At 68.7% G+C, this 12,557-nt stretch carries 12 protein-coding genes; 8 read left to right on the forward strand and 4 right to left on the reverse strand.

The genetic code is table 11. The features are described 5' to 3' along the window. The 6 genes from AB0C20_RS31040 to AB0C20_RS31065 all read left to right on the forward strand — a co-directional run. Nucleotides 1-719, forward strand: a 719-nt coding sequence (locus tag AB0C20_RS31040; protein WP_357569307.1) for an MFS transporter, incomplete at its 5' end; no start/stop codon positions are given. 5 nt (nucleotides 720-724) lie between these two features. Continuing rightward, a complete protein-coding gene (locus AB0C20_RS31045) occupies nucleotides 725-925 on the forward strand; it encodes a DUF3046 domain-containing protein (protein WP_030489422.1) in 201 nt (66 codons plus the stop codon). Nucleotides 926-1,109: 184 nt separating this feature from the next. Continuing rightward, nucleotides 1,110-2,156: a recombinase RecA gene (gene recA, locus AB0C20_RS31050; protein WP_007456801.1), complete on the forward strand. Its 1,047-nt coding sequence runs from the start codon at nucleotides 1,110-1,112 to the stop codon at nucleotides 2,154-2,156. Nucleotides 2,157-2,170: 14 nt separating this feature from the next. Next, nucleotides 2,171-2,869 carry a regulatory protein RecX gene (locus tag AB0C20_RS31055; RefSeq protein ID WP_357182891.1) on the forward strand — a complete coding sequence of 233 codons (699 nt, stop codon included), beginning with the start codon at nucleotides 2,171-2,173 and terminating at the stop codon, nucleotides 2,867-2,869. 782 nt (nucleotides 2,870-3,651) lie between these two features. After that, the gene (gene rny, locus AB0C20_RS31060; protein WP_357182888.1) at nucleotides 3,652-5,418 is read left to right on the forward strand and encodes a ribonuclease Y; all 1,767 of its coding nucleotides are present in this window, start codon (nucleotides 3,652-3,654) and stop codon (nucleotides 5,416-5,418) included. 924 nt (nucleotides 5,419-6,342) lie between these two features. Further along, on the forward strand, nucleotides 6,343-6,966 hold the full coding sequence (locus AB0C20_RS31065; RefSeq protein ID WP_357569308.1) for a hypothetical protein: 624 nt from the start codon (nucleotides 6,343-6,345) through the stop codon (nucleotides 6,964-6,966). Nucleotides 6,967-7,186: 220 nt separating this feature from the next. Here the strand turns inward: AB0C20_RS31065 and AB0C20_RS31070 are convergent, their stop codons facing one another. The 4 genes from AB0C20_RS31070 to AB0C20_RS31085 form a co-directional block, all read right to left on the reverse strand. Then, nucleotides 7,187-8,059 (reverse strand): amino acid ABC transporter permease, encoded by an 873-nt coding sequence (locus AB0C20_RS31070; protein WP_357182882.1) that lies wholly within the window; start codon nucleotides 8,057-8,059, stop codon nucleotides 7,187-7,189. A 43-nt stretch (nucleotides 8,060-8,102) separates the two neighbouring features. Continuing rightward, on the reverse strand, nucleotides 8,103-8,759 hold the full coding sequence (locus tag AB0C20_RS31075; RefSeq protein WP_357182879.1) for an amino acid ABC transporter permease: 657 nt from the start codon (nucleotides 8,757-8,759) through the stop codon (nucleotides 8,103-8,105). A 79-nt stretch (nucleotides 8,760-8,838) separates the two neighbouring features. Beyond that, nucleotides 8,839-9,774: a glutamate ABC transporter substrate-binding protein gene (locus tag AB0C20_RS31080; protein WP_357182876.1), complete on the reverse strand. Its 936-nt coding sequence runs from the start codon at nucleotides 9,772-9,774 to the stop codon at nucleotides 8,839-8,841. Nucleotides 9,775-9,830: 56 nt separating this feature from the next. Then, entirely contained in the window at nucleotides 9,831-10,586 is a 756-nt protein-coding gene (locus tag AB0C20_RS31085; protein WP_099851354.1) for an amino acid ABC transporter ATP-binding protein, read from the reverse strand. A gap of 195 nt (nucleotides 10,587-10,781) precedes the next feature. On the opposite strand from AB0C20_RS31085, the gene selD reads away from it, so the two are divergent. Together selD and AB0C20_RS31095 are read left to right on the forward strand one after the other, a co-directional pair. Next, entirely contained in the window at nucleotides 10,782-11,771 is a 990-nt protein-coding gene (gene selD / locus AB0C20_RS31090) for a selenide, water dikinase SelD (protein ID WP_350859666.1), read from the forward strand. Between the two features lie 230 nt (nucleotides 11,772-12,001). Continuing rightward, entirely contained in the window at nucleotides 12,002-12,481 is a 480-nt protein-coding gene (locus AB0C20_RS31095; protein ID WP_091400520.1) for a hypothetical protein, read from the forward strand. Nucleotides 12,482-12,557 lie beyond the last annotated feature (76 nt).

A 12,557-nucleotide genomic window follows, 5' to 3' on the forward strand; every position in this document is an offset into this window, starting at 1 on the left:
CTCTCTCGGCGTGTCGCGCCGCTAACTTCATGATCGACGGGGGTGGATGTTGGGGAGGTGGTGGCGCGACGCCGGCCGCCGCGCCGGTCACGGTGCGCGCGCCGCGCGGCGCCGGGATGCGTGTGGCCTGGTCGGTGGTACGCGGACAGCCCGCCGCCCGACTCGGCATCGCCGCCGTGGCGGTGGGTCACCTGGTGATGGTGGCGGTGATGGCGATGACTCCGGTGCGGCTCGGTGAGTCGCACGCCGACGCCGACGTGTTGCGGCTGGTCGGCATCGTGCTGAGCCTGCACATCGCCGGCATGTACGCGTTCTCACCGGTGGTCGGGTGGCTCACCGACCGGCTCGGTCGACGGGCGGTGATCCTCGGCGGGGTCGGGCTGCTGCTGGCCGCCTGCGCGGTCGCCGGCACCGCCGGGCACCACACGCCCCGGCTCTCGGTCGGTCTGGTCCTGCTCGGGTTGGGCTGGTCGGGGACGATGGTGGCCGGTTCGACACTGCTGTCCGAGTCGGTGGCGGCCGAGGTGCGGCCGAGCGTCCAGGGGCTGTCCGACCTGATCATGGGGCTGGCCGGGGCCGGGGCAGCCGTGGTCAGCGGGTTTGTCATGCAGTTCGCCGGATATCCGGTGCTGACCCTGCTCGCGGCGGTCGCGGCGGCGCCCCTGGTGGCGCTAGCGTTGCGCCCGGTGCCGACCGGGGCGCCGGACGAGGAGGGCTGATCACTGTGCGGCTGACCGACTTCTGGACGCGGCTGGACGAGGCGTTCGGGCCCGGCTACGCGGCCAGCATCGCCCGTGATCAGGTGCTGTCCCAGCTCGGCGGGCGGACCATCGAGCAGGCCCTGGCATCGGGGGAGCAGACGCACGTGGTGTGGCGGGCGGTTTGTGCCGCGTACCCGGACCGGGTGCCCGCTCGACTACGCTGAGCAGCCTTTTCGCCGGTTCCGCGTGTCGCTTGTCGAGTCGTACACCTGTTCGGCTATTGTCCACAGCGGGGTGCTCGTCCACAGCTCGCGGCCCGTCGGCTGGTTTTCTGTCGGACCTAGCGCCTAGCGTGTCCGCGTGACGCGAAGCTCAGCAAAGACGCCGGCGAAGGCAGGGGTGGCAACCATGGCAGCAGGGCCTGACCGGGAGAAGGCACTCGACCTTGCTCTCGCTCAGATTGACAAGCAATTCGGCAAGGGCTCGGTGATGCGGCTGGGTGACCGGCCGGTCGTCCAGACCGCAATCATTCCGACCGGCTCCATCGCGCTCGACGTTGCCCTCGGCATTGGCGGCCTGCCCCGTGGCCGGGTGGTCGAGATCTACGGCCCCGAGTCCAGCGGTAAGACAACTGTGGCACTGCACGCGGTGGCCAACGCCCAGCGCAACGGCGGCATCGCCGCCTTCATCGACGCCGAGCACGCGCTCGACCCGGAGTACGCGAAGGCCCTCGGCGTCGACACAGACGCGATGCTGGTCTCCCAGCCAGACACCGGCGAGCAGGCGCTGGAGATCGCGGACATGCTGATCCGCTCCGGCGCTCTGGACATCATCGTGATCGACTCGGTGGCGGCCCTGGTGCCGCGCGCCGAGATCGAGGGCGAGATGGGCGACAGCCACGTGGGCCTCCAGGCCCGGCTGATGAGCCAGGCGCTCCGGAAGATCACCGGTGTGCTCAGCAACACCGGCACCACGGCGATCTTCATCAACCAGCTGCGGGAAAAGATCGGCGTCATGTTCGGCAGCCCGGAGACCACCACCGGTGGCCGGGCGCTGAAGTTCTACGCCTCGGTCCGGCTCGACGTGCGACGCATCGAGAGCCTCAAGGACGGCACCGACGTGGTCGGTAACCGCACCCGGGTCAAGGTCGTGAAGAACAAGGTCGCCGCGCCGTTCAAGCAGGCCGAGTTCGACATCATGTACGGCAAGGGCATCTCGCGTGAGGGCTCGCTGATCGACGTCGGCGTGGAGCAGGCGATCATCCGCAAGTCCGGAGCGTGGTACACGTACGACGGCGACCAGCTCGGTCAGGGCAAGGAGAAGGCCCGGGAGTTCCTGAAGGAAAACCCGGACGTGGCCGCCGAGATCGAGAAGAAGATCCTGGAGAAGCTCGGCGTCGGGGTCGGCGCGGGTGACGCCGCCGGTGGCCCGGAGCTGCCGCCGGTCGACTTCTGATCGGTCGCTGACCGATGGCAGGACGACGCGCTCGTACGGGGCGGGGCTGGGATGCCAGTCCGCCTCGTACGGGCGACGCCACCGATGCGCCCCGCCCTCCGCGAGGCCGCCGGGGTCGGTCCGAGGAGGCCGACACCGTCGAGTCTCCGGCGCCTCCACGCGACGAGTCCGAGGTGGCCCGCGAGATCTGTCTGCGCCAGCTTGCCGTCCGGCCCCGCACCCGGGCCGAGCTGGCCGGGGCGTTGGCCAAGCGGGGCATCTCGGAGGAGGTCTCGGCCGAGGTCCTCGACCGGTACGACGAGGTCGGCATCATCGATGACGCCGCGTTCGCCCGGGCCTGGGTGTCCAGCCGGCATGCCGGGCGCGGCCTCGCTCGCCGCGCACTCGCCAACGAGCTGCGCCGTAAGGGCGTGGACGGCGAGGTGGCCACCGAGGCGCTGGGTGAGCTGGACGAGGAGACCGAGGCGGGCACCGCCCGTGGCCTGGTGGAGCGCAAGCTACGCACCGCCCGAGGCGAGCCGGACGCGGTCTTCCGCCGGCTGGTGGGCATGTTGGCCCGCAAGGGCTACCCGCCTGGTGTGGCCATCCGGGCGGTGAAGGACGTGCTCGCCGCGCAGAGCGCCGAGGCGGCCGAGTTCGCCGAGCAGATCGACGCCGACGCGCTCGCCGACGCCGAGGGCGAGTTGGAACGCGACAACCGTCTGGTCGACTGAGCGCACGCGATGGGTGTGTCGCCTCATGCTGAGGACCGCCCGTCGGGATGAGCACCGGCGCCCGCCGAGCGACCGCGATCTTGCACTTTCTGTCCCGACGTCAGGGGCATTCCGCCCATACTGACAACCGAAACTGCAAGATCGTCGGGACTTCCTCGCCCGGCCGCAGCTCTCACGCGCCAGTGTCGACCTTCAAGTTGGAGCGATCTTGAAGTGACGAGCCCGACGAGGGCTGGGCGCGAGCGGGGGGTCGCTGGTGTCACAAAGTCGGGTCTTACGCGGGGTGCCGCCGCCGCTGAACAGGCACGACATCCGTATCGAGGCCGTCGGCTCGCGGAGTTTGTCCGCTCCTGTCCGACGCGACATGAGCACGTGGTGACGGTTCAACTTCTCTCCGTTCGGGGGGTTTGATCATGAGTCCTTGACCAGAGCACCCCCGGCGACCTAGCCTCGCCATACAGGCTCACATTGCCCGACCAGCGCAGGCTAAGCGCACAACATAGATCGCGTAACAGAACAGCATCACTTTGGCCGACTCCGCGGCCTTTGGCGGCAGTTCCGGACAGGCCGGTCCGGAACGCTGCGACAACTGCACCCGGTCGCCGACGCTGCCCCATGGGCACCGCCGGCGGAGAAAGCTACCCACGGCCAGCCGCTCCGGTCGGGCGTCCACAGCCGCAGGAGTGTGCCCCCGGCACGGTCGCTGCGGTCTCGACGTTAGGGGAGGCGGCCATGGCGGGGCGGCGGCACAGGTTCATCGGTAGACCCGACGGGGTCCCGGCATGAACGCGTTCGACGTCGTGCTCCTCGCGGCCGTCCTCGTCCTCGCGGTGGTGGTGATCGGGGCCGTGCTGGTCGGCATCCGGACCATGCGCCGGATGGGCGCCGCGCCGGCTCCGGAGGATCCCGCCTTCATCGCCGAGAAGGACCGCCAGGAGCAGTCCCTGGCCGCCCTGCGGACCGCGGCCGACGAGGCGAACAGCACTATCGACGTGGCGAAGTCAGCGGCCGCCGCGGCCCGTACCGAGGCGGCGGCGGCGAAGGCCGAGGCGAAGGCGGCCCGCGCCGAGGCGCGGCGGGTCCTCGACGACGCCCGGGCCGAGGCGGACACCGTCCTGGAGCGCGCCCACAAGCAGGCCGAGGCGGACGCCGAACAGTTACGGACGGCAGCCCGGCGCAGCGGCGAACGGGAGGTCGCGGTGCTCGCCGCCACCACCCGGGAGCAGGCCGCCGAGGTGGAACGTCGGGCAGCTCGGATGGACGAGCGGGAGCGGATGCACACCGAGGAGGTGGAGCGGTTCGCCGAGCGGGAGCGGCAGCTCACCGCCGCGAAGGCCGCCCTCGCAGCCCGGGAGGCCGCGCTCGCCCAGCGCGAGGCCGAACTGACCGAGTCGGAGGAGCTGCGCCGCCGAGAGTTGGAGCGGGTCGCCGGGCTCACCGCCGACTCCGCGCGACTGGAGCTGGTCGACGCCATCGAGACGTCTGCCAAGCGGGAAGCGGCGCTGCTCGTGCGGGACATCGAGTCCGACGCGCGCAACACGGCCGAGCAGCGCGCCCGACACATAGTGGTGGACGCGATCCAGCGGGTCGCCAGCGAACAGACCGCGGAGAGCGTGGTCAGCGTCCTGCACCTGCCCGGTGACGAGATGAAGGGGCGGATCATCGGCCGGGAGGGGCGCAACATCCGCGCCTTCGAGTCGGTGACCGGCGTCAACCTGATCATCGACGACACCCCCGAGGCGGTGCTGCTCTCCTGCTTCGACCCGGTCCGTCGCGAGGTGGGCCGGGTGACCCTGGAGAAGCTGGTCCTGGACGGGCGCATCCACCCGCACCGGATCGAGGAGGTCTACGACCTGGCCCGGCAGGAGGTGGAGCAGCTCTGCCTCCGCGCCGCCGAGGACGCCCTGGTCGAGGTCGGTATCACCGAGATCCACCCGGAGCTGGTGACCCTGCTCGGCCGGCTGCGCTACCGCACCTCGTACGGGCAGAACGTGCTCAAGCACCTGGTCGAGACCGCCCACATCGCCGGCATCATGGCCGCCGAACTGCGGTTGGACGTGCCGATCATCAAGCGGTCGGCGTTCCTGCACGACATCGGCAAGGCGCTCACCCACGAGGTGGAGGGCAGCCACGCCATCATCGGCGCGGACCTGGCCCGCAAGTACGGCGAGCACGAGGACGTGGTGCACGCCATCGAGGCGCACCACAACGAGGTACCCCCGCAGACCATCGAGGCCGTGCTCACGCAGGCTTCCGACGCCTGCTCGGGTGGTCGGCCGGGCGCGCGCCGGGAGAGCCTGGAGGCGTACGTCAAGCGGCTGGAGCGGATCGAGGAGATCGCGGCCGGCAAGCTCGGTGTGGACAAGGTCTTCGCCATGCAGGCCGGCCGGGAGATCCGGGTCATGGTCAAGCCGGACGACGTCGACGACATCGGGGCGGCAGTGCTGGCCCGGGACGTGGCCAAGCAGATCGAGGAGGAGCTGACCTATCCGGGTCAGATCCGGGTCACAGTGGTCCGCGAGTCCCGGGTCACCGAGATCGCCCGCTGACCGCTTCGCTGTGTCGACGACGGTTCACCGGGCGCATCTGAGACTGCGCGGTTGCTACGGCGCGTGGCGGTTGTCGGATGTGGTGCAGGACGAGGATCCCCCGCACTTGCGGGGTGCGGCATGGGCAGCGGTGCAGCCTGAGCAGAATCGTGGAGGGGGGACAGTATAGGTCGGTCTCCTGGTCGACGCATTGGGCCTTGGTCAAATGCTGTCGCACCTCAGGCCGCGGCCTCATCGATTTTCAAGACTCGTGAAACTCGCCTGACCTGCAAGGAATCGGCTCGGCAAGCTATTCACCGAGACAGTCACATCGTCGCTGCCCTTGACGGCAATAAATATTGCACATAGGGTCGCAGGATGAAAATTCACAAGAGGAATTTTCGGCGCCTCCGTCCGCTGCTCTCGGCAATTTTCGCGGCTACTGTTCTAATGATGGTCCCGGCCTCCCCCGCGCTGGCGACCGGGGCGGCCGCCGACCCAGTTTATCGCGTTCAAGCTTCCTCGAACTTCTCGGTGGAGGTTTCACCGCTCGATACCGGTAAGTGCGCCGGCTGGGCCTGGATCGGCCAAACGTGGAACGGCTACATCGAGGCCTCTACTAGGGTCACATGTTCGGGTGAGCAACTTGGCTACACCAGTCGCGCCAGAATCGCGACCGCTCAGGTCGGCGGAATTGTGGCAACGCATGAGACTGGATGCGGAAGAGGCAAGTCGTGCATTTCGAGTGTAAGCACTGCTGGCTCTAATGGTCGGAAGTACTGCAACCAGGCATTCGCTGCGACCCTCGGAATGACTACCAGGGAAGGTTTCGCGACTCCCTGTATCAACACGTAGTCATCACCTTCCTTGGAGTGGCCGACGTGGTTGGCGGTCCAGACGCGGCCGGATCTGTCGCGGTGCAATGAAAAGACGCAGAACCTCGCAATGAAGGTAGTCCTTCCCGGGATCACCGTCATCGAGGTTCTGCGTCGCTGCGAATTCACATACACCGCCATCCTGCCCGTACGTGAGGCGACCGTCTCGTTCCTGTCCGGCCTTCTGCACGTCGAAGGGCAGCGGCTGGCCACCCGCGACGGGACCCGGTCGTTGGGCTGTTTCAAGCAGGCTGCCCTGGTGATCCGGTGGATGGTCGACGGCACCCGCATCTCGCAACTGGCCAAGGAGAGCACCGTCAGCCGGCCGACCGGGTGCGCGTACCTGCTTGAGGGCCTCACCGAGCTCTCCGCCCAGGCGCCCGGTCTGCACTCGGTGTTGCTGGCCGTGAAGATGGCTGGCTACGCCCACGTCAGCATCGACGGCCACACTGATCGAGACCGATCGGTACCGCGCCCCCGGGCCGCCGCCCGGGGTGGATCTGTGGCAGTCGGGCAAGCACGACAGCCACGGGGGGAACGTGCAGAACAGCACTGCTCCGGACGGGTGGCCGTGTCCCTGGAGCATCGGCCGGATCACCGCCGCAGCCCTGGTTTTGCTCCACATCGACCACGGCCGCACGACGTGATCACACAACGCCACCAACCGTTACTCGGGAAGGCTCAGTGGCCGTGACAAGTCTTCGGATGCACTGGAAGTATTCATCCTGGACGTCGTAATGCGGGCCGCCCGGAAGATCCGGGTGTCCGACGTGGACGACATCGGGGCGGCCGTGCTCTCCCGCGACCTGACCAAGTAGATCGGATCACCACGAATCAGCAATATCGGGGTGCCCCCAAGGACGGAGCACCCCGATATTGAGAAACTCGAGTCGATCACGCGTACGGTGGGCAGGTCAGATCATCCGGGCGGCGTCCTCGCCGGCGTTCTGGGCGGGCAGCACCTTCGCCGCCGTCCGCCGGCTACGGCCCATCCGCTTCTGCAACCACCAGGCCAGGGCCGACAGCGCGCCGCAGATGGCGATGTAGATCGCCGCCACGATCAGGTACGTCGGCACGTACGGCAGCCCGAACGGCAACCGGCCGCCGATCTGCTTACCCACGAAGAGCAGCTCGGGGTACGTGATGATGAAGCCGAGCGCGGTGTCCTTGAGTAGCACGACGAGCTGACTGACAATCGCCGGGAGCATCGAGCGGACGGCCTGCGGCAGCAGGATCAGCCGCAGCACCTGGTTCTTGCGCAGGCCAACCGCGTAGGCGCCCTCGGTCTGCCCGTACGGCACCGCGTTGATGCCGGCCCGGAAGATCTCCGCGAGCACCGAGCCGTTGTAGAGCATCAGCCCGATGACCAGCGCCCACAGCTTGTCGATCGACCAGCCGTACTGCAGCGGCACGTAGTACCCGAAGAAGATCAGAATCAGTAGTGGAATCGCCCGGAACAGCTCCACCACGAAGGTCGCCGGGGTACGCAGAATCCACTTGTCGCTCAGCCGGGCGCTGGCGAAGACCGCGCCGAAGATCAGTGCCAGGACCGCGGCGATGCCGGCAGCCTTGAGTGTCGCCCACAGCCCACCCAGCAACTCGCGCTGCACCGACGCGTACTGCAGTTGCTCCCACTTGCGGGCCTCGAACTGGCCGGTGTCGGCGAACTTGTAGCCGATGAAGGCGAGTAGGGCGATGATGCCGGCGGTGGAGACGACGCCCAGGATCGTGTTGCGCCGCTTGGCGCGGGGCCCGGGCAGGTCGTAGAGGATCGACGCCTGGCTCAACTCAGCCACCTTCCGTTCGCGACCGTGGGGTTCGCATGCTCGTTCATCGGGCGACCCTCCACTTGCGCTCCAGGAACCGCTGCAACGCCACCAGCGGCAGGATCAAGATCAGGAAGCCGATGGTGATCCAGAGCAGGACGGCGAACTGCGGCTCGCCTCGTTCGGCCATGTACGCGGGGATCGCGCCGGCCTCCAGCACCGAGAAACCGGCGGCGATGGTGGTGTTCTTCAGCATCGCGATGAACACGCTCATCATCGGCGGGACCATCGCCCGCAGCGCCTGCGGCAGCACGATGAGCGTGAGCACCTGGCCGAAGGTCATGCCCAGCGCACGGGCCGCCTCGGCCTGGCCCGCGGCGACGGTGTTGACGCCGGAGCGGATCACCTCGCACACGAACGCGGAGGTGTAGACGGTGAGCGCGATGGCGGCGCTGGGGAAGTAGTCGATGTTGACGTCGAGCTTCGGCACCGCGAACACCAGGAACGCGAAGACAAGCGTCAGCGGGGTGTTGCGCACCAGATTGACGTACGTGGCGCCGAACGCGCGCAGCGCCGGCACGGGGGAGACCCGCATCGCGCCGAGCAGCGTGCCGAGGACGAGGCAGCCGACCGCGGCGATCAGGAAAAGTTTGACGGTGTTGGTGAACCCGTCAACGAACAGTTGTCCGTTGTCCGTCAGTACCCGGAAGAACTCGCCCATGCCTCGCTCTCAGTCCTCGGACGGGCGCCGGACGGGGACGAGCCCCGCCCGGCGCCGCAACTCGTGTCGAGCCGGTTGGTCAGTACCGCTCGAGGGTGGGCGGGGTGCCCGTCGAGCCGGACAGACCCAGCGTGCCGTCGTAGATCTTCTGCCAGGTGCCGTCGCCGAACGAGGCCTCGATCTGGTTGTTGACGTAGTCGCGCAGCGCCTTGTCGTCCTTGGGCAGGCCGATGCCGTACTTCTCGGTGCTGAACGGCTTGCCGACGACCTTGAGCTCGTCGGGGCTCTGCGCCGCGTAGCCCTTCAGGATGGCGTCGTCGGTGGTGACGGCGTCGACCTTCTTGTCGAGCAGCTGCGAGACGCACTCCGAGTAGGTCTTGAACTCGACGATGTTGTTCGCCTCGGTCAGACCCTCGTCGCGGACCTTCTGGATCGGCGTCGAGCCGATGGCCGAGCAGACCTTCTTGCCCTTGATGGTGTCCTTGCCGGTGATCGACGTCTCGTCCTTGCGGACCAGCAGGTCCTGGCCGGCGACGAAGTACGGGCCGGCGAAGGAGATGTCGTTCTTGCGCTTGTCGGTGATCGAGTAGGTGCCGACGTAGTAGTCGACCTCACCACCCTTGATCGCGGTCTCCCGGTTGGCCGACGCGATCTCCTTGTACTCGATCTTCGCCGGGTCGATGCCCAGCGTGCTCGCCACGTACTGGGCGATCTCGATGTCGAAGCCGCACCGCTTGCCCTGGGCGTCCTTGTAGCCGAGGTTCGGCTGGTCGAACTTGACCCCGACGGAGACCTTGCCGGCCGCCTTGATCTTCTCGAAGGTCGGGCTGCCGGCGATGGCCGCGTCGGTCTTCGGGGTGAAGGTCGCGCCGGAGCTCTTGCAGGTGTCGGACTGGGCGCCACCGGAGGCGGTGCCGCCCGCGCTCGGGGTCGGCTCACCCTCCTTGCCGCAGGCCGCTGCCGACAGGGCGAGGGAGGCCATCATGGCGACCGCCGCCACGCGCTTCATACGCATACTCTTCTCCTTCTTTCAAAGAGCCCACCGAGTACGGCGCGCTCCACTACGGACGCCTAGTGCGTGAGGATCTTGGAGAGGAAGTCCTTCGCCCGGTCGCTGCGCGGGTTCTCGAAGAACTCCGCCGGGGAGGCGTCCTCGACGAGCTTGCCGTCGGCCATGAAGATGACCCGGTTGGCCGCGTGCCGGGCGAAGCCCATCTCGTGGGTCACCACGACCATCGTCATGCCGTCGCTGGCCAGCGAGGTCATCACGTCGAGCACCTCGCCGACCATCTCCGGGTCCAGGGCGCTGGTCGGCTCGTCGAAGAGCATCGCCTTGGGCTGCATGGCCAGGGCCCGGGCGATGGCCGCACGCTGCTGCTGGCCGCCGGAGAGCTGCGCCGGGAACTTGTCCGCCTGGTTCGCGATGCCGACCCGGTCGAGCAGGGCCAGGCCGCGCTCGCGAGCGGCGGTCGGCTTCTCCTTGCGGACCTTGATCGGGCCGAGGGTGACATTCTCCAGGATGGTCTTGTGCGCGAAGAGGTTGAACGACTGGAAGACCATGCCCACCTCGCTGCGCAGCTTCGCGAGGGGCTTGCCCTCGGCCGGCAGTGGCTGGCCGTCGAAGGTGATGGTGCCCGAGTTGATCGGTTCCAGTCGGTTGATGGCGCGGCACAGCGTCGACTTGCCGGAGCCGGACGGGCCGATCACCACGACCACCTCGCCCCGACCCACCGACAGTGAGACGTCGTCCAGCACGTGCAGCGGCCCGAACCACTTGTTGACCGCGTCCAGCACGATGAGCGGTTCGCCCGTCGTCACGTCGTCCACCGTCCCCTGTCGTCTCCCGGATCGGGGTCGGTTGACCCCCGGTGCGGCCACTGTAGGCGGCCTGATGTGGCAGAACGCAACCCAGCGGGTCACGGAGCGGTAACACCGGTCACGATCGTTCTCAGGCGTCCGATTTCGGTCACCGGATGGGTGGTCGCGGTGGCGATCGTGGCGCCTTGTCGCGATCATGGGTGGATGACCGAACCCGTACGGTTGACCAAGTACGCCCGCGGCGGTGGCTGCGCCTGCAAGATCCCGCCGGGCGAGCTGGAGATCATGGTGGCCGGTCTCGGCCCGGCGACCGGCACTGCCGAGTTGCTGGTCGGGCTGGACCACGGCGACGACGCGGCGGTGGTGCGCCTTGACGAGCGCACCGGCCTGGTCAGCACCGCCGACTTCTTCACCCCTGTGGTTGACGACGCGTACGACTGGGGTCGGATCGCCGCGGCCAACGCGCTCTCCGACGTGTACGCGATGGGCGGCACCCCGCTGGTGGCGCTCAACCTGCTCTGCTGGCCGCGCGACGTGCTGCCGCTCGAGTTGGCCCGTGAGGTGCTGCGCGGCGGCCAGGACGTGGCGCGGGAGGCCGGCTGTCACCTGGCCGGCGGGCACAGCGTGGACGACGACGGCCCGAAGTATGGTCTCGCGGTCACCGGCACGGTCCGACCGGAGGAGCTGATCACTCTCGACGCCGGGCGGGCCGGGGTGCCGTTGTCGCTGACCAAGCCGCTCGGGGTGGGTGTGCTGAACACCCGGCACAAGGCGACCGGGGAGAGCTTCCCGGAGGCGGTGGCCACGATGAGCGCGCTCAATCGGGAGGCCGCCCGCGCGGCGGTCGCCGCCGGCATTCGGTGCGGCACCGACGTGACCGGGTTCGGGCTGCTCGGGCACGCTTCGAAGCTGGCTCGGGCCAGCCAGGTCACTGTGGCCATCGACACCGCCCGGGTGCCCTATCTGGCCGGCGCGCGGGAGGCGCTGCGCGACGGGTTCGTCAGCGGTGGCAGCCGGCGCAACCTGGAGTGGGTGACCCCGTGGACCGACTTCGGCGCGGCTGACGAGGCGGAGCGGCTGCTGCTGGCCGACGCGCAGACCTCCGGTGGCCTGCTGGTCGCCGGCGAGGTGCCCGGCGCTCCGGTGGTGGGCGAGCTGTTGCCCCGGGGGGAACACCTGGTCGTCCTGCGCTGACCGGGGGCGGTCGGCCCGCCGCGGGACACGCGGCGGCGGTGGTGCGGATGGCGCACCGTACCCGATAAACTGTCACCTTCCCGCTACTCCGAGCAATGCCGCTCAGGGAAATTTTGCCCGGAATGGTCACAGACCGGTAACTTGCCCCCGGCTGGGGTCAAATGCCCCCCACCATCGTGTGTAAGGCCCGATCCGGAGGCCGGTGGGGACGAACGCAGCGAGGAGGCGGAATGACCGAGCTGTGGAACTGGAGAATCGACGGGGCTCAACCCGTGGAGGTCTACCCGGCGCTGGCCGAGGCGCTTGGTCGGGTGGTGATGCCGCTGGCGGTGGCCGACCCGGCGCGGCTGCCGGCGTACGCGGTGGTGTGTGACGTCTGGCAGGCGCCGGGCGAGTTCGCGACGGTGGTGGACTGCTACGGGGTGCCGGAGCAGCTCTCCGAGCACGCGAGCATCGCCGCACTGGCCCGTTTGCTGGGCCGCAACTGCCTGTTGCGCGACGACACGCTCGACGCGGGCCGGCACCTGCTCGTCGCTCCGGATGGCACTGTCCGTCCGGTGCACTTCGACGTGCGGGACACCGAGGACGGTGAGGTGCTCAGCAGGCTGCGGCTCTGCTCGCTGGGTGACCCGGGGTGTCGGGGCTGGTCGCAGTGCCACCGCTCGCGCTGGGCGCCCGACACCGTCGCACCGGCGCTCGCCGCGGCCTGACCCTCTCAAGGGTCAGTGCCGGCCATGCCCGGCCTGGAGGGTGCCGCCGGCACCTATGTCTCCACCTACACGTACA

It is taken from the genome of Micromonospora sp. NPDC048843 (assembly GCF_040649965.1).
GTDB classification, from domain to species: domain Bacteria; phylum Actinomycetota; class Actinomycetes; order Mycobacteriales; family Micromonosporaceae; genus Micromonospora; species Micromonospora hortensis.